The following is a 17,123-nucleotide window of genomic DNA, read 5'->3' as shown; positions in this document are numbered from 1 at the left end:
TGCAGCGGGTGCAAGGCCGATGGCCGCACTGCAACATGCGGCACGGGATGCCCGGTGCTAGCATCCGGCAACCACCTGAATCGATCCAAACGCCGATGCCCACGCTGGACCGTCGTCTCCTGATCGCTGTCGCCGCCACGGCGATGCTCGCTTCCGGCCTGGCGTCGGCCGCTCCCGCCAAAACGGCCGCCGACAAGGCATACGCTTCGGTCGACCCGTTCATTGGTACCGGTGGCGAAGGCCACACCTACCCGGGTGCCACGGTGCCATTCGGCATGGTCCAGCTCAGCCCGGACACACGCATCCAGCCACGCGAAAAGGCCTATGGCTGGGCAGCCGGCTACCGCTACGACGACAGCAGCATCGTCGGCTTCTCGCACACGCATTTTTCCGGCACCGGTCATTCGGACCTCGGCGACATCCTGCTGATGCCGTTCACCGGCAATCCCGGCCTGGAGCGCGGTGACCCGGAAAAGCCGCGCAGCGGTTACGCGTCGCGCTTCCGCCACGATGACGAGAAGGCTGAGCCGGGCTACTACGCGGTCACCCTGGATGACTACAAGGTGCGCGCCGAACTGACCACTAGCGCGCGCGTGGGCGTGCACCGCTATGCCTTCCCCAAGGGCACCGATGCCAAGGTGCTGCTGGACATGCGCACCAGCATGTACGACTACCCGGGCAAGGTGCTGTGGTCGCGGGTGCGGGTGCGCGCCGATGGCACCGTGACCGGCTTCCGCGAGACGCGCGGCTGGGCGCCGGGCCGCCAGCTGTATTTCGCGATGCGTTTCTCGCGCCCGCTGGCCGGGCATGAGCTGCACAACACCGAGCAGGACATCGTCTACAAGGGCTTCCCGCCCCCGGGTGAGAAGGATCCCGCGCAGCGTGCGCAGATCGAAGGGCGGCAGCTGGTCGGTACCTTCGCGTTCGGCAAGCTGGACGCGCCGCTGGTGGTCAAGGTGGCGATCTCGCCGGTCAGTGAAGCTGGTGCCATCGCCAACCTCGACGCGGAAGTGGCCGGCTTCGATTTCGACCGCGTGCGTGCGCAGGCAAGGCAGGAATGGATGCAGGCGCTGTCGGTGCTGGATATCGAGGCCCCCGAACATGCCCGGCGCAGTGCCTACACCGCGCTGTACCACACGATGCTGGGGCCGACGCTGTTCATGGATGCCGATGGCCAGTACCGCGGCTCGGACAACGCCGTGCACCAGGCCAAGGGCTACACCAACTACTCCACCTTCTCGCTGTGGGATACCTACCGTGCGTTGCACCCATTGCTGACGCTGGTGCAGCCGGAGCAGCGCAACAGCGATTTCGTCAATTCGATGCTGGCCCACCATGAGCACAGCCCGTACGGCATGCTGCCGGTGTGGTCGTTCCATGGTCTGGAAGACTGGTGCATGATCGGCTACCACGCGGTGCCAGTGATCGCCGATGCCTACGTGAAGGGCATCCGTGGCTTCGACGCCGACAAGGCGCTGAAGGCGATGGTCGAGACCGCCAACTACGGTCCCTACGACGGCATCGCGCAGTACCGCGAGCTGGGCTATGTGCCGATCGACGAGGAAGGCGAAGCGGCCAGCAAGACGCTGGAATACGCGTTCGATGACTGGACCATTGCTCGCATGGCACAGGCGATGGGCAAGACCGATGTTGCGGCCACCTTCGACACGCGCGCCGGCAACTGGCGCAACGCCTTCGACAAGGACACCGGCTTCATGCGCGCACGCAAGCGCGATGGCAGCTTCCGCACGCCATTCGACCCCAGCGCCAGTGGCTACGGCACCGACTACACCGAGGGCAATGCCTGGCAGTACTCCTGGTACGTGCCGCAGGACGTCGCCGGCCTGGCCGCCGCGCACGGGGGCAGCGACAAGCTGCTCGCGCGCCTGGACGAAGTGTTCAACGCCAAGGTCGATCCATCCATCTTCGAGCACATGGAAGACATCACCGGCCTGATCGGCTGGTATGCGCATGGCAACGAGCCCAGCCACCACGTGGCCTACCTGTATTCGTATGCCGGCCAGCCGTGGCGCACCCAGGCGCGCCTGAAGCAGATCATGGACACCCAGTACGCCGACCGCCCCGATGGCCTGGCCGGCAACGATGACGTCGGCCAGATGTCGGCGTGGTACGTGTTCACCGCGCTGGGCTTCTATCCGGTGGCGCCGGGCTCGGGCGAGTACATCCTCGGCCGCCCGTTCCTGCCGAAGACCGCGATGCGACTGCCGAACGGCAAGACCTTCACCATCGTGGCCGATGGGCTGGATGACAGGCACAGCTATGTGGGCAGCGTGAGCCTCAACGGCAAGCCGCTACAGCGCACCTTCCTGCGCCATGACGAGATCCTGGCCGGTGGCGAGCTGCGCTTCAGCATGCAGGCCGAGCCGAACAAGGACTGGCCGGGGCAGGGCGCGCAGGCGCCGTATTCGATGAGCCGGTGATGGGTTGTGGGTTGGCATACGGGGATCCCGCTTCTGGTAGGTGCCAACCTTGGTTGGCACACGGGACATCAACGGCGCCAACCGAGGTTGGCCGCTACCGAGCCATGTTCCCGGGGAATCCCGCTTTGGTAGGTGCCAACCTTGGTTGGCACACGGGAGGTCAACAGCGCCCACCAAGGTGGGCGACTACCGGGTGGCGTGACCGGGTAGGTGCCAACCTTGGTTGGCACGCAGGACGTCAGCGGGATCGAAACCGCAACCCCACCCGTGCGCCACCGATCGGGGCGGTATCAATCATCAGGGTCGCACCATGCCGCTGTGCGATCTCGGCCACGATCGCCAGACCCAGCCCGCAGCCATCGCCTTCGCTGCTGGCCCGGTAGAAGCGTTCCGTGACGCGCCCGCGTTCGGCCTCGGCAATGCCGGTGCCGTCATCATCCACCCATGCCTGGACGCCTTCGGCATTCTGCTGCAGGCCCAGGGTGATCACACCACGCACGGCACCGTAGCGCAGTGCGTTGTCCAGCAGGTTGCCGAGTGCCTCGCGCAGCAGTTGCGGGTCGCCCTGTACCTGCACGCCGTCGTCGGGCCCGTCGTAACCCAGGTCCACGCCCGCCGCCAACGCACGGTCGGCGTAGCGCTCCACCACGCCACGTGCCAGCACGGCCAGATCCACCGGCTGCAGCGGCAGCGCACTGCCTTGCGGGTCTTCGGAACGGCTGAGCATCAGCAGCTGGTTGACCAGGTGCTGCAGCCGCGCCAGCCCGGCCAGCGTGCCGGACAACGCCAGCTGCTGGGCCTGCGGATCGTGCTGGCGCAATGAACTCTCCAGCTCCACCTGCATGGCCGCCAACGGTGTGCGCAGCTGATGTGCGGCGTTGCTGACGAAGCGGCGTTGCGCCCCCTGCATTGCGTCCAGGCGCTGCAGCAAGGCGTTGTAGGCCTCCACCGCCGGCCAGAGTTCGCGGGGAGCTTCCTGCGCCGGGTCCAGCGGCGCCAATGGATCCGGCCGCGGGCTGGCCAGCTTCCGTGCGACCAGGTTCGCGTGGCGTGCGGCGGCGCCGGTGCCGGACCAGGCCAGCCACGCCGCCAGTGCCAGGATCGCGGCCTGGAACGGAACGCTGGTCAGCAGCAGCTTGCGTTCCAGCCGGTGGCGCTTGCGCAGCGTCTCGGCCACGCGCAACCGGATGTCATGGCCCGGCCCGGCGCTGACCACCACTTCGACCATGCGCACCGGCTGCCCACGCAGGCGGGCATCGTAGTAGACCGCGTCGTCATCCGCGGCAGCGCTCGCCGGGCGCGGCAATGCTTCGGGCAGGTCGCCATACAGGCGCCCGCCTGCAGCGTCGACCACCTCGCCATGCACTTCGTCGGCGGTGTCCCAGGTGAACATGCGCGATACGGCCGGGGTGATCTCGATCGAGGCGCGGCCATCCTGCACTGTCACCAGCTCGGACAACGACATCGCCGAGTCCAGCAGCCAGCGGTCGTAGACCTGGCCGGCGTAGAAGCGCGCCAGCGCGAACGAACCTACTGCGCTGCACAGCAGCAGCACCAGCAGCGGCAGCCACAGGCGCCGCAGCAGCAGGCCGCGCAGGCTGTGCACGCGCTCAGTCACCCACGGCCTCCAACCGGTAGCCAAGGCCACGCAGCATGCGGATGCCGACGCCGGCACGCGCCTGTTCCAGCTTGCGGCGCAGGCGGCTGACATGCACCTCGATCACCGACAGGTTGGCCTCGTGGTCCCAGCTGTACAACGCATCGAACAACCGCTGCTTGGTGACGGTGCGGCCCGGATGCTGCATCAACGCTTCGACCAGAGACAGCTCGCGTGCGGTCAGCTCGATGCGCTGGCCTTCCACCTGCACTTCATTGCGGATGCTGTCGAAGCACAACCGGCCGAGTCGCTTCTGTGCCGGCGCATCGCTGCGGCGGCGTGACAGCGCACGCAGGCGGGCTTCCAGCTCACCCAGTGCGAATGGCTTGGCCAGGTAATCATCGCCACCGCGGTCGAGACCGAGGATGCGGTCCTCCACGCCATCGCGCGCAGTGAGGATCAGCACCGGCAGGGTGGCGCCGTCGTTGCGCAGCCGCGAGAGCAGGTCGAGGCCATCCACGTCCGGCAACGAAAGGTCGAGCACCATGACGTCATATGGGGTGCTGGCCAGCGCGGCCGGCGCGTGCAGCCCGCGCGAGAGGTGGTCGCACAGATGACCGGCGCCCTGCAGGGCACGGATCAGTCCATCGGCCAGTGCGGCGTCGTCTTCGATCAGCAGGATTCGCATTGCAAGCTTCGTGCAAGGTTGGGGCAAGTTTGGCGCAAGTCCGTCACCTTACCGTGGCGTGCATGAATTTCTCCCCTCGTCTTGCGGTCGTGCTGGCCGCCCTTTTGTGCGCGCCTGCGGCTTCGGCGCTGTCCCTGGCAGAAGCGCAGCGTGCAATGGAAGCGCACAACCCGGACCTGCGCGCCGCGGCACTGGAGCTGCGCGGGGTGCAGGGTGACGCGCAGACGGCGGCGCTGCGCCCGGCCACCGAGCTGTCGATCGGCACCAGCAAGATCAGCCCCAAGCACGGCATCGGCCCTGGACGTTGGCAGGACAAGCGGGTGGACAGCACCGTGGGCCTGGGCTGGACCTGGGAACGCGGTGGCAAGCGTGCATTGCGCGTCCGCCAGGCGGAAGCGCTGCTGGAGGTGGCCGGACTGGACATGCTCGATACCCGGCGCCGCCAGCAGGTGGCACTGCATGAAGCCTATTTCGGCCTGAAGGGCGCGCAGGAGCGGGCGCAGATTGCCGACGCCAACCGGCAGAGTTCGGCCGAGCAGATGGCGGCGGCCGACAAGCAGGTCGCGACAGGGGCGATGGCACCGGTGGATCGCGCGCGGCTGGCGGTGGACGACCTCGCCGTCGCCGACGCGTCACGCGAGGCAGCATTGGATCTGCGCGATGCACGGCATGCGCTGGGCCTGCTGCTGGGCAGCGATGACAGCCGCGACGACCTCAGTGCCGATGACCCCTGGCCGGATGCCAGCAGCGTGGCCGATGTACGCGCGTTCGACCCGCAGCAGCGCGCCGACCTGCGTGCCGCGCGTTCGCGCCTGGTCGCGGCCGACGCAGGCGTGGCCCTGGCGCGCAGCGAGCGCCACCGCGATATCCAGCTGGGTGTGGAGGCCGAACGTGAGCCGACGGACATCAGCGGTGTTACCTGGGGCGTGTCGTTGACCATTCCGCTGGGGGGGCCGTCGCGCGCGCGCGGCGCGATCCAGCGTGCCGAGGCCGACCGTGACAGCGCCGCGCTGGAGCTGCAGGTGCTGCAGCGCGAAGCACGCGCCGAACTGGACCAGCTGCAGGCCAGCGCGCAGTCCGCCGCACAGCGCCGCAGCGACTATGAGGGACTGCAGTCCGACGCCGCACGCAGGGCGGTGCAGGGCATCGAACTGGCGTACCGGCGCGGTGCCGCCAACCTGACCGATCTGCTGGATGCGCGCCGCAGCTGGCGCGATTTCGAGGCCGCGCTGATCGAGGCGCGCACCGACCATGCCATTGCCCTGGCGCGCTGGGAAGCCGCCACATCCGTTGCCGAAGGAGAATCCCGATGAAGTCCACCGTCGCCCATCGCCTACGGGCGCGACATGCCGTGCTGCCGGCGTTGCTGGCGCTGGCCCTGCTGAGCGGCTGTGGCCGCGAGCCAGCGTCCTATACCGAGGATGCGCCCCAGGTCAGCGCGGGCCAGATCCAGTTTCCCGCCGACAGCCGCCAGCTGGACGTGCTGCGCAGCGAGGCGGTGACCGCCGGCGCCAGCGCCAGCCTGCAGCTGCCGGGCCGGGTGGTCTGGGATGAGACGCGCTCCAGCGCACTGCACACGCCGTTGCCGGGTCAGGTGGCGCGCATCGAGGCGCAGCCGGGGCAGAACGTGAAGGCCGGCCAGGTGATTGCCTGGATCACCTCGCCCGAGTTCGGCCAGGCCCAGGCAGAGGGCGTGCGTGGCCGTGCCGAGCTGCAGCAGGCGCGCAAGGAGCTGGACCGTACCCGTGAACTGCATGCCGCGGGCGTGGCCTCGGGCCGTGAGCTGGATGAAGCCGAGGCGAACTTCGCTGGCAGCCAGGCTGATCATGCACGCGCGACCGCGTTCGCCAGGGCCTACGGCAATGGCCAGCGTGTGGACCAGCGCCTGCCGCTGCGCGCGCCCATTGATGGCGTGCTGGTGGAGCGGCGGATGAGCCCGGGCATGTCGGTCAGCCCCGACAGTGAACAACCCTTGGCGGTGATCGGCGATCCGGACCGGCTGTGGTTGCTGCTGGACATCCCCGAAAGCCTGGCAGGACGGCTGAAGGCCGGCATGCCGGTCAGCGTGCCGGGCGCAGATGGCCAGCCGTTGCAGGCGACCCTGCAGCACGTGGATGACTTCGTCGACAGCGAGCGCCGCGTGGTGCAGGCACGCGCCGAGCTGGACAACCGCGCACGCGGCTTCAAGGCCGGGCAGTACGTGCGTGCCCAGGTAGCATTGCCGGCCGAGGGCGGCGTCTCGCTGCCCGATGCGGCGGTGCTGCTGATCGACGGCAAGCAGGTGGTGTTCGTGGAGGAGGGCAAGGGCCGCTACGTGCGCCAGGCCGTGCACGCCGAGGAGCTGGGTGACGGCCGACTGTGGGTGCGTGACGGCCTGGCGGTTGGCAGCAGGGTGGTGGTCGAAGGGGGCCTGCTGCTGCAGCAGCTGGTCGACAGCGCGCCAGCGGCCGCCAGCACCGGCGCGGGGCATGCCGCCCCATGATCGATCGCCTGATTGCCTATTGCCTGCGCCAGCCGCTGATGGTGATGCTGGCACTGCTGTTGTTCATCGGCGGCGGCATCGCCGCGTTCCGCGTGCTGCCGGTGGAGGCCTTCCCGGACGTCTCCGACACCCAGGTGACGGTGGTGTCGCTGCACCCGGGCCGCGCTGCCGAAGAGGTGGAACGCGAAGTGACGATGCCGCTGGAAGTGGCCTTGTCCGGCATTCCGCATTCGGTGCGGGTGTTCTCGCACACGCAGTTCGGCTTGTCGATGATCATCCTGACCTTCGACGACAAGGCCGACGACTATTTCGCGCGGCAGCAGGTGCTTGAACGCCTGCAGGGCGTGGAGCTGCCGGAGGGCGTGACCCCGGAGCTGGAGGCGATGAGTTCGGCGGTGGGCGAGATCTACCGCTACGTACTCAAGGGCCCGCACATGACGCCGACCCAGCTGCGCACCGTGCAGGAATGGACGATGGAGCGCAGCCTGCGCACCGTGCCGGGCGTGGCCGATGTGATCAGCTTCGGCGGGTTCGCGCGCACCTTCCAGGTCAAACCGGACCTGGACAAGCTGCGTGATCGCGGCATCAGCCTCGGTGAATTCGCCGAGGCGCTGGAGAAAGGCAGCTCCAATGCCGGCGGCGGCTACGTGGAGCGTGGCCAGCAGCAGTTCCTGATCCGCGGCGTGGGCCTGATGCGTTCGCCGGGTGACATCGGCAACGTGGTGGTGGCGCAGCGCGGTGGCACGCCGATCCTGGTGCGCGACCTGGCCGGCATCGCCGATACCGGCCTGCCACGGCAGGGCCTGGTCGGCCAGGACGACAATGACGATGCGGTGTTCGGCATGGTGCTCATGCGCAAGGGCGAGAATCCGTCCGACGTGCTCGACGCCCTGCATGCGCGCATCGCCGAGATCGAAGCGAACCAGCTGCCGGCCGGGGTCAGCATCGAGCCGTTCTACGACCGCTCCTGGCTGGTGTCGACCACCTTGAAGACCGTCTTCCGCAACCTGCTGGAAGGTGCGGTGCTGGTGTTCCTGGTGCTGTGGCTGTTCCTGTACAACGCCCGCGCCGCGCTGATCGTGGCGGCGATGATGCCGCTGGCGCTGTTGTCGACCTTCCTTGGCCTGCACCTGTGGGGCGTGCCGGCCAACCTGCTGTCCTTGGGTGCGATGGACTTCGGCATCATCATCGATGGCGCGGTGATCGTCACCGAGCACATTGTCTCGCGATTGTCGAAGCTGCCACCTACGGCTGATCGGAAGACGCGGTTATCGACCATTCTTTCAGCCGCATCGGAAGTGGGCCGGCCGACGTTCTTCTCGATGCTGATCATCATCGCCGCGCACATCCCGATCTTCACCCTGCAGCGCCAGGAAGGCCGCATGTTCGCGCCGATGGCGTACTCGGTGACCTCGGCGTTGATCGGTGCGTTGATCCTGGCGCTGACCGTAGTACCGCTGTTCTGCTACTGGTGGCTGCGGCGCGACCGCATGCGCGACGGCAACCCGCTGATGGACCGCCTGACCGACTGGTACCGGCCGATCCTGGAGCGCGCACTGGCCCGCCCGCGTGCGGTGGTGCTGACCGCGGTCGCGCTGCTGGTCGGCACGCTGGCACTGGGTACCCGCCTGGGTTCGGAGTTCCTGCCGGAGCTGGACGAAGGATCGATCTGGCTGACCGCCACGCTCGATCCCAGCACCAGCCTGGCCGAAGCACAGCAGCAGTCGCGGCGCATCCGTGAGCTGGTCGGCACCTTCCCGCAGGTATCGACGGTGGTGGCCAAGCTGGGGCGGCCGGAAGACGGCTCCGATGCCAAGGGCGCCAACCAGATCGAAGCGCTGGTGGCGTTGAAGCCGGAGAAGGAATGGCCGAAGGGCGTGGACAAGCGGCAGCTGGTGAGCGACCTGCAGCGCACGCTTGAGCAGCGCATTCCGGGGCCGGAGTTCTCGATCTCCCAGCCGGTGCGCGACAACATCCTGGAGAGCATCTCGCAGATCAAGGGCCAGGTGGTGATCAAGGTCAGTGGCTCGGATCTGGACGTGCTGAACCAGCACGCGCAGGCGATCCTTGGCCAGGTGCGTGGCGTGGAGGGCGTGGAGAGTGCCTTCATCGACCGCGACGGCTCCTTGCCGCAGCTGCAGATCGATATCGATCGCGACCGCGCCGCGCGCTATGGCCTGAACGTGCGCGACATCGACGAGGTGATCGAGACCGCGCTGGGCGGGCGCCAGGTCGGCGAGCTGTGGGAGGGCGACCGCAAGTTCCCGATCACGTTGCGCCTGGACGATGCCGATCGTGACCTGCAGCGGCTGCGCACGGTGCCGGTGGGCATCGGCGATGGCCACACCGTGACGCTGTCCGACGTGGCCGACTTCCGTATGGCCAGCGGCGCGATCAACATCTCGCGCGAGAACGCACAGCGGGTGAAGGCGGTAAGCATCTTCATCGCCGGGCGTGACATGGGCAGCGTGGTGGCCGACATGCGCAAGCGCGTGGATGCCAGCGTGCAGCTGCCAGAAGGCTACCGGCTGGAGTGGTCCGGCGAGTTCGAGAACCAGCAGCGTGCGATGAAGCGGCTGGGCTGGGTGATTCCGCTGTCGGTGCTGATCATCTTCGTGTTGCTGTTCGATGCCTTCAAGGACATCAGCAGCGCAGCACTGATCCTGGCCAACGTGCCCCTGGCGATGATCGGCGGCATCCTGGCCCTGTGGCTGACCGGCATTCCGCTGTCGGTGTCGGCGGCGATCGGCTTCATTGCATTGTTCGGGCAGGCGGTGCTGAACGGCGTGGTGATGCTCAGTCGCTTCGCGCAGCTGCGCGAGCAGGGCATGGACCTGCTGCAGTCGGTGGTGCAGGGCTCGCTGCAGCGCCTGCGTACGGTGCTGATGACCGCGCTGCTGGCGATGTTCGGCCTGCTGCCGATGGCGACCTCGCATGCGATCGGTGCCGAGACCCAGAAGCCGCTGGCGGTGGTGGTGATCGGCGGCCTGCTGTCGGCGATGCTGCTGACCCTGCTGGTACTGCCGACGCTGTATTACTGGGTGCACCGACGCCGCGAGGCGCGGACGGGCTGACGATAATGTAGAGCCGAGCCCATGCTCGGCTGCTTCTGGCTTCTGCGCGAAGCGCAGCCGAGCATGGGCTCGGCTACAGTAGCGCCACGACTCGAGCGGATCCGCCAGCCTTACTGCGCCACGCCCTGCCAGGCGATCATCATCGGTACGATCAACAGGCCCAGGCAACTGACGCACAGCACCGTCGTGGTGATGTGGAAGAGCCAGAAACGGCCTGGCGTTTCAGCACGCCATACCTTCTTGGCGATGTTGACGCCCCAGATCGTAAAGCCATCGGCGATGCCACCCAGGAAGAAGCAAAGGGTGGCCAGTGCCCACAGCACCCAGATCAGCGCCATCGCCAGATTGCGTACGTCGCCACGCAGCGAGGACCACAGCACCAGCGTCGCCAGCGCCAACAGGCCTCCCAGCAGAAACGTGATCATCCAGAGTCGATACCAGATGCCCGGCCTTTCCATGCGCGTGCCCCCTCCGTTTGGCCGAGCATAGCCAGTCCGGTGGTCCTTACACCATCCCGCCATTGGCGCGCAGCACCTGGCCGTTGATCCACCCGCCATCAGCACCGGCCAGGAAGGCCACCGCACCGGCGATGTCCTCCGGCGTACCCAGCCGCTCCAGGGGATTCATCTTCGCCAACCGCTCGATCAGCTCCGGTGACTTGCCCTCCAGGAACAGGTCGGTGGCGGTCGGGCCGGGCGCCACTGCATTCACGGTGATGTTGCGCCCGCGCAGCTCCTTGCTGAGGATCGCGCCCATCGTCTCCACCGCCGCCTTGCTGGCGGCATACACGCTGTAGTGCTCCAGTCTGATGCCGACCACGCTGGTGGACAGGCTGATCAGGCGGCCACCGTCGCGCACCCGTCGCGCGCTCTCGCGCAGCACGTTGAAGGCGCCTTTCAGATTGATCCCGATCACCCGCTCGAACAGGGCATCGTCGCTGTCGGCCAGCGGCGCCAACTGCAGCACGCCGGCACTGTTCACCACTACGTCGATACCGCCGAAGCGCGCCTCGATGGCGTCGAACAGCTGGCGCACCGCCTGCGGGTCGGCCACATCGGCCTGCAGCGCGATGGCCTGTGCGCCGGTGGCGATGAGTTCGGCTGCCAGTGCCTCGGCATCATCGCGGCGGCCGGCATAGTTGATCACCACGGCATGGCCGTTGGCGGCGAGGCGGCGCGAAATGGCGGCGCCGATGCCACGGGAACCACCGGTGACCAGGGCGATGCGATTGGGGGAGGTGGGCATGATCCGGTCCAGCAGGCACGCCGGAGTGGCGCAGGGCCATCTTCGCCACCTTGCCCGGTCGGATAATCATGCATAATCCGCCAACATCATCCGGGTAGCCGAACAATGGACCGATTCACGGCCATGCGCGCCTTCGTCCGCATCGTCGAGCGTCGCAGCTTCACCCGTGCCTCCGAGGACCTGGGCCTGCCGCGGGCCACGGTGACCGACGCGATCAAGGCACTGGAGAATCGGTTGGGCGTGCGCCTGTTGCACCGGACCACCCGGCTGGTGGTGCCCACCCTGGAGGGCGAGGCCTTCTATGGCCGTTGCCTGCGCCTGATCGCCGACATGGACGATGCCGAAGCCGCGTTCCGTGACGTGCCGCCGCGTGGCCCGCTGCGCATTGAAGTGCATGGCACGCTGGGCCGGCACCTGCTGTTTCCGCACCTGCCGGAGTTCCTGCAGCGCTACCCGGAGATCGAACTGGAGGTCAGCGAAGGGGACCGCTACGTCGATCTGTTGCGCGAGGGCGTGGATGCGGCGCTGCGTGTCGGTACCCTGGCCGACAGCGATCTGGCGGCGCGGCGGTTGACGCTGCTGCGCGAGGTCACTGTGGCTTCGCCAGGCTACGCGCAGGTGCACGGCGTGCCCGGGACCATCGAATCGCTGGAGCAAGGCCACCAGATGGTCGGCTACCGCTCCAGTGCCACCGGCCAGCTGATTCCGCTGGAATTCCAGCAGGGCGCGCAGGTGCGTTACGTTCCACTGCCGGCCCGGGTGCGTGTTTCCGGTGCGGATGCTTTCCTCGGTGCCGCGCTGGCAGGGCTGGGTATCATCCAGGCGCCGCGCTACCGGATGGATCCGTACATTGCGCGTGGGCAACTGGTCGAGCTGCTGCCGGACACACCGCCGACACCGAGCCCGTTGAGCCTGGTCTACCCGCGCAATCGCACGCCATCGCCGCGGCTGCGGGTGTTCATCGACTGGGTAGCCGGGGTGTTCGACCAGATGAGGTAGTGCCGGCCGCTGGCCGGCAACTGCAACACGCTTGATGTGCCAAGGTTGCCGGCCAGCGGCCGGCACTACCGGGCTGACGCGCTGGGCAGCACCAGCTCGAACACGGTGCCGGTTTCATCGGAGGCCACGCTCACCGTTCCGCCATGCGCCTGTGCAATCGCACGGGTGATCGCCAGGCCCAGGCCGGCGCCCTCGTGGCGGCCACGCTCGCCGCGATAGAAGCGGTCGAACAGGCGCGGCAGCGCTTCGGTGGCAATCGGTGCCCCCGCGTTGTGCACGCTTACCCGGCAGCGGCCGCCGTCCTCGTGCAGCCGTACCTGCACTTCGCTGCCTGCCGCTGCATGCTTCAACGCATTCGACAGCAGATTGGCGATCGCACGGTGCAGCATCAAGCGGTTGCCTTCCACGCTCGCCACGCCGTCGCGGCGCAGGCTCAGCTGGCGGTCCTCGGCCAGCAGTTCGTAGAACTCCAGCAGCGAATCCACCACCGCATCCAGTGCCACCGGCTCGCGCGAAGGCAGTGCCCCCGGCGCTTCGGCCTGCGCCAGATACAGCAGGTCGCCCACGGTCTGCGCCAGCTGCTGCAGCTCCTCGGCACAGGACGCCAGCGTCTCGCGATAGGCCTCGTTGCTGCGTGGGTGGGCCAGCACCACCTGCACCTGGGTCAGCATGTTGGTGATCGGCGTGCGCAGCTCATGGGCCAGATCACCAGAGAACTCGGTCAACCGCGCGAAATCCTGCTGCAGCCGTGCCAGCATGCCGTTCAGGGTCTGCGCCAGCTGTTCCAGCTCGGCCGGGGCGCTGCGTGCGCTCAGGCGCCGCTGCAGTCGGCCGGCGGTGATCTGCCGGGCTTCATCGGCCAACGTGCGCAGCGGTCGCAGCGTGCGTCGCACGACGTAGCCCCCCAGCAGGCTGCTGGCCACGGCGGCACCGATGATCGCGATCGCCAGCAGGTGGCGGAAGCGCTGCAGGAAGTCGGCGTGGCGGGCATCGTCGATGGCCAGCAGGATGACCAGCTGGCTGCCGTCGGCAAGGGTCTGGCGCAGGTGCAGGGCATGCATGCAGCGGCCATCGGCAAGGATCCAGTCGTGCCGACGCGGGGTGGTGTCGATGGGCTGGCTGCGAGCGTGTTCGCGCAGCAGTGCCGGTGCGGTGGAAAACAGCACGGTGCCGCGCCCGTCGACAATATGGAAGGCGATGTCCGGATGGTGGCCCAGCGCCTCTGCCAGGCGCCGCCCGCGAGCCGGCGCGGGCCCATTGCCGGCCAGGTCACGGATCAGCGCAACCTTGTTTTCCAGTTCGGTGAAATCCTGGGCGACCAGGTCGTGGCGGGCACTGACATAGATCGCCACGCCCAGTGCCGTCAGCACCAGCGTGGCCACGGTGGCGAACAGCAGCGTCAGCCGCACCGCGATGGAACGGCGCAGGCTCATCCGCCGGGCGTGGCGCCGCCGTCCGGCGCCTCCATCACATAGCCCATGCCGCGTACCGTGACGATCAGCTTGGCATCGAAGTCGTCGTCGATCTTCGCGCGCAGGCGGCGGATCGCCACGTCGATCACGTTGGTGTCGCTGTCGAAGTTCATGTCCCATACCTGTGAGGCGATCAGCGACCGCGGCAACACTTCGCCACGGCGGCGCGCCAGCAGCTCCAGCAGGGTGTACTCCTTCTGGCTGAGGGAGATGCGCTGGCCGCCGCGTTCCACCCGGCGGCGCAGGGTATCCACCACCAGGTCGGCAATGACGATGCGTTCGGCCTGCGGCACGGCCTGGCCGCGACGCAGCAGGGTGCGTACGCGGGCCAGCAGTTCGGCAAAGGCGAACGGCTTGGCCAGGTAGTCGTCGGCGCCCAGTTCCAGGCCCTGCACGCGGTCGGCGATGCTGCTGCGAGCGGTCAGGAACAGCACCGGTGTCTGCCACCCTCCGGCGCGCAGTCGTGACAGCACGTTCCAGCCATCCAGGCCGGGCAGCATCACATCGAGGATGACCAGCTGGTACTCGCCACTACCGGCCAGATGCAGCCCGTCGACACCGTTGCAGGCGAGGTCGACCACGTAGCCGGCCTCGATCAGGCCCTGGCGCAGGTAGTTGCCGGTCTTGGGTTCGTCTTCGACGATCAGCAGTTTCATGGTGTGCCCATCATCGCAGCTTGGGCCCGCACCGGAACGGATCGGTCATGCCAGCGGGTCCAGCGTTCCAAGCACCGCGACGCAGGCCAGCACCAGCAGCGCCAGCACCGATTCGCAGGCCAGGCTGTGGCGGAGTGAGCGCAGCGGCCTGGGCTGCCAGCCGCCACGGATGGAGACTGCCAGCGCCGGCACCAGCCGCCAGCGATGCAGCGCGGCCAGGCCCAGCATGCCACCCACCAGCGCCAGCTTGAGCAGCAGCCAGCGTCCATGCGCGGCGCCGGTCAGGGTCTGTATGGAACCGCCGAGATCGACATAGGTATAGGTGCCGGTCATCGCCAGCAGGGCGACGATGATCGTGCCGGGCACGGCGAAGCCGTGCGCGGCCTTCCATAGTTCGTGGGTGCGTTCGCGCAGGCGCAGGCCCTGGCGGCGCAGTGCCAGCTGCACGATGGCGGCGATCGCACCGATCCAGGCGCCGGCCGCCAGCAGGTGCACGATGCCGGCAGCAAGACGCAGCCTGCCAGCGACCCCATCGCCAGCAGCGGCGTGGCCGTTCCAGGCGAGGCTGGCCAGGGTCACCGCCGAGAGTGCCAGCAGTGCAGGACGGCGCAGGCCCTGCACCGGGCGATTGACTGCCAGCAGCGGCAGCATTGCCAGCAGGGCCAGGATGCGCAGCAGTCCCGCCTCGCCCACCGGCGTACCGGTAAGAAACCAGCGCGCTGTCTCGCCATCGATGTCGACCGGTGATATGCCAAGCACGCCGGACAATCGGGTGACCGCATCGATGCCGACCAGCACCAGTGCCACCACAGTGAGGGCCAGCGAGACGCTGCGCGGCAGTCCGGGGCGGATGAACAGCATCCGCCCGAACAGCAGCATCAGGGCCAGATACAGCGCCAGCCGCAGCGCGTATGGCGAAAGCTCGGCCACAGCGATGGCCTTACTTCACGGTGAAGCGGTAGGTGCCGGTGATCGGATGGCTGTCCTGGCCGACCGCGCGCCACTGCAGCGCGTAACTGCCGGCGGGCAGCGGCTTGGCAAAGCGCGCGCGCAGGGTGTGGCCGTCCTCGGAGATCTCCTGCGCGGCGGTCGGCATCGCCATCTTCATGCGGCCGTGGTCCATGCTCAGTTCGATGCGGGTGGCACGCGGCATCACCTTCTCACTGAACTGCAGCTCGATCTGGCTGGCCGGGGCCACGGTGGCATCGGCCGCTGGCGTCGAACGCACCAGGCTGGGATGGGCCAGCGCCAGCGGTGCGGCCGAAAGGCCGGACAGCAGCAGGGCGAGCGGGGCGACGCGGAACAGGGAGCGGGTCATATGCGGATCACCGATGGGGAAGTGGCCTGCAGGGTGGCGTCCACCGCCTTTCGAGGCCCTGACCTGGACATTACCGGTTTGTAATGTTGGCAGCCGGCCTGCGGGCGGCACTACCGTGCCCGTGACTGCGCGATCCATGCCGACGGCGAACAACCGACCACACGCCGGAACGCCGCGCTGAACTTGCTGGGATTGGCATACCCGCTGGCCAGGGCAACGTCGGTGACACGCCGGCCCTGCGCAAGCTCGGCGCGCGCCCGCTGCATGCGGTGCTGGGTCAGGAACGCATAGGGCGGCAGGCCAGTGGCCGCACGCAGCGCGCGGCTGAACGTCGCGGCCTCCATCTGCACTGCAGCGGCCAGCTGTGGAACGGTCAGCGCCTGGCCGTGTTGCGCGTCGATGTAGGCCTCCAGTTGCCGCAACCGTCGTGCCGACAGTGGGGACACCGTGCCACGCGCCTGGCACGGCTGACCGGCAAGCTGACCCAGGCGGTGCAGCAGCACCTGCGCGCCATGTTCGAGGAAGCCGGGCAGGCAGGCGTCGGCCTGTGCGCTGGACCACAGCGCCTGCAGCACCGAAGTCACCACCGGATCGCGGTGCAGCCGCGCCGCCAGGGGTTGCAGGTGCTGCAGCGCCGGCGCGTCGTGCGGCAACATGCGGGTATCGATGGCGATGCCGAGCAGATCGACTGCAGGGCTGGCATAGGTGCCAGACTCTCCCGGCAGTACCAGGTTGAACTGTCTGGGCCGCCACGGCGCCTGCAGAAGACCGCTGAGGGTGCGCTGCTGCAGCCGACCGCCGCCGCCCACGGCCATGCCCAGGCGCAGTTGCTGCGGATGTCCCATCTCACCTTCGCTGGCATCGAAGCGATGGCGCAGCAGCACCACCGCACCGTCATCGCTGGCGTAGGCCGCAGGGGCCTGCGGGCCGGTTTCCTGCAGCAGCTGGTCGGCGAGGGCGGGCATCACGGATCCGGGAATGGAGCGGCACTGCCGGAAATGGAGTGGCGGCGCCGCGTGAATGTTACAGGATAACACTCTTGCCCGCGCTGCCGCCGCTCGCGCGTCCGCCACTCCATTCGCCGAGGTTCCCCGTTGAAGTCGTCCACGCCCGCCGCCGCGCTCGTCGCGGCATCCCTGCTCATTCCTGCA

14 protein-coding genes are annotated in these 17,123 nt (G+C 68.1%); 5 read left to right on the top strand and 9 right to left on the bottom strand.

Features of this window, described 5'->3' with window-relative positions; genetic code table 11:
- Positions 1–95 precede the first annotated feature (95 nt).
- Complete coding sequence (locus D5301_RS09330; protein ID WP_153855470.1) at positions 96–2,441, top strand: GH92 family glycosyl hydrolase; 2,346 nt, start codon at positions 96–98, stop codon at positions 2,439–2,441.
- Between the two features lie 238 nt (positions 2,442–2,679).
- Here the strand turns inward: D5301_RS09330 and D5301_RS09325 are convergent, their stop codons facing one another.
- Both D5301_RS09325 and D5301_RS09320 read right to left on the bottom strand, forming a co-directional pair.
- A complete protein-coding gene (locus tag D5301_RS09325) occupies positions 2,680–4,059 on the bottom strand; it encodes a sensor histidine kinase (RefSeq protein ID WP_180847650.1) in 1,380 nt (459 codons plus the stop codon).
- Positions 4,052–4,726 (bottom strand): response regulator, encoded by a 675-nt coding sequence (locus tag D5301_RS09320; protein ID WP_110712493.1) that lies wholly within the window; start codon positions 4,724–4,726, stop codon positions 4,052–4,054. The genes D5301_RS09325 and D5301_RS09320 overlap by 8 nt, the downstream gene beginning before the upstream one ends.
- A gap of 62 nt (positions 4,727–4,788) precedes the next feature.
- On the opposite strand from D5301_RS09320, the gene D5301_RS09315 reads away from it, so the two are divergent.
- From D5301_RS09315 to D5301_RS09305, 3 genes are read left to right on the top strand one after another with little or no spacing between them, the layout of a single operon-like run.
- Positions 4,789–6,039, top strand: coding sequence for a TolC family protein (locus D5301_RS09315; RefSeq protein WP_153855468.1), 1,251 nt, complete (start codon positions 4,789–4,791; stop codon positions 6,037–6,039).
- Positions 6,036–7,208 (top strand): efflux RND transporter periplasmic adaptor subunit, encoded by a 1,173-nt coding sequence (locus tag D5301_RS09310; RefSeq protein WP_153855467.1) that lies wholly within the window; start codon positions 6,036–6,038, stop codon positions 7,206–7,208. Before D5301_RS09315 ends, D5301_RS09310 begins: the two co-directional genes overlap by 4 nt.
- On the top strand, positions 7,205–10,282 hold the full coding sequence (locus tag D5301_RS09305) for a CusA/CzcA family heavy metal efflux RND transporter (RefSeq protein WP_153855466.1): 3,078 nt from the start codon (positions 7,205–7,207) through the stop codon (positions 10,280–10,282). Before D5301_RS09310 ends, D5301_RS09305 begins: the two co-directional genes overlap by 4 nt.
- A gap of 110 nt (positions 10,283–10,392) precedes the next feature.
- Here D5301_RS09305 and D5301_RS09300 read toward each other — a convergent pair whose 3' ends face one another.
- Together D5301_RS09300 and D5301_RS09295 are read right to left on the bottom strand one after the other, a co-directional pair.
- Entirely contained in the window at positions 10,393–10,707 is a 315-nt protein-coding gene (locus D5301_RS09300) for a hypothetical protein (RefSeq protein ID WP_032129447.1), read from the bottom strand.
- A gap of 79 nt (positions 10,708–10,786) precedes the next feature.
- Entirely contained in the window at positions 10,787–11,527 is a 741-nt protein-coding gene (locus tag D5301_RS09295) for an SDR family oxidoreductase (RefSeq protein ID WP_153855465.1), read from the bottom strand.
- Between the two features lie 105 nt (positions 11,528–11,632).
- On the opposite strand from D5301_RS09295, the gene D5301_RS09290 reads away from it, so the two are divergent.
- A complete protein-coding gene (locus D5301_RS09290; RefSeq protein ID WP_153855464.1) occupies positions 11,633–12,526 on the top strand; it encodes a LysR family transcriptional regulator in 894 nt (297 codons plus the stop codon).
- Positions 12,527–12,591: 65 nt separating this feature from the next.
- On the opposite strand, the gene D5301_RS09285 is transcribed toward D5301_RS09290, so the two are convergent.
- The 5 genes from D5301_RS09285 to D5301_RS09265 all read right to left on the bottom strand — a co-directional run bounded on the left by D5301_RS09285 (position 12,592) and on the right by D5301_RS09265 (position 16,937).
- On the bottom strand, positions 12,592–13,959 hold the full coding sequence (locus tag D5301_RS09285; RefSeq protein WP_153855463.1) for a heavy metal sensor histidine kinase: 1,368 nt from the start codon (positions 13,957–13,959) through the stop codon (positions 12,592–12,594).
- Complete coding sequence (locus tag D5301_RS09280) at positions 13,956–14,654, bottom strand: heavy metal response regulator transcription factor (protein ID WP_110712486.1); 699 nt, start codon at positions 14,652–14,654, stop codon at positions 13,956–13,958. Before D5301_RS09280 ends, D5301_RS09285 begins: the two co-directional genes overlap by 4 nt.
- 45 nt (positions 14,655–14,699) lie before the next feature.
- Complete coding sequence (gene copD, locus D5301_RS09275; protein ID WP_197612624.1) at positions 14,700–15,584, bottom strand: copper homeostasis membrane protein CopD; 885 nt, start codon at positions 15,582–15,584, stop codon at positions 14,700–14,702.
- A gap of 10 nt (positions 15,585–15,594) precedes the next feature.
- Positions 15,595–15,972 carry a copper homeostasis periplasmic binding protein CopC gene (copC, locus tag D5301_RS09270; protein WP_153855462.1) on the bottom strand — a complete coding sequence of 126 codons (378 nt, stop codon included), beginning with the start codon at positions 15,970–15,972 and terminating at the stop codon, positions 15,595–15,597.
- Between the two features lie 110 nt (positions 15,973–16,082).
- Complete coding sequence (locus D5301_RS09265) at positions 16,083–16,937, bottom strand: AraC family transcriptional regulator (RefSeq protein WP_153855461.1); 855 nt, start codon at positions 16,935–16,937, stop codon at positions 16,083–16,085.
- Positions 16,938–17,123: the final 186 nt, after the last annotated feature.

Origin of the sequence: Stenotrophomonas sp. MH181796 (assembly GCF_009659995.1) — a bacterium.
Classification (GTDB): Bacteria; Pseudomonadota; Gammaproteobacteria; order Xanthomonadales; family Xanthomonadaceae; genus Stenotrophomonas; species Stenotrophomonas riyadhensis.
This window is presented reverse-complemented; position numbering and strand designations above follow the sequence as displayed.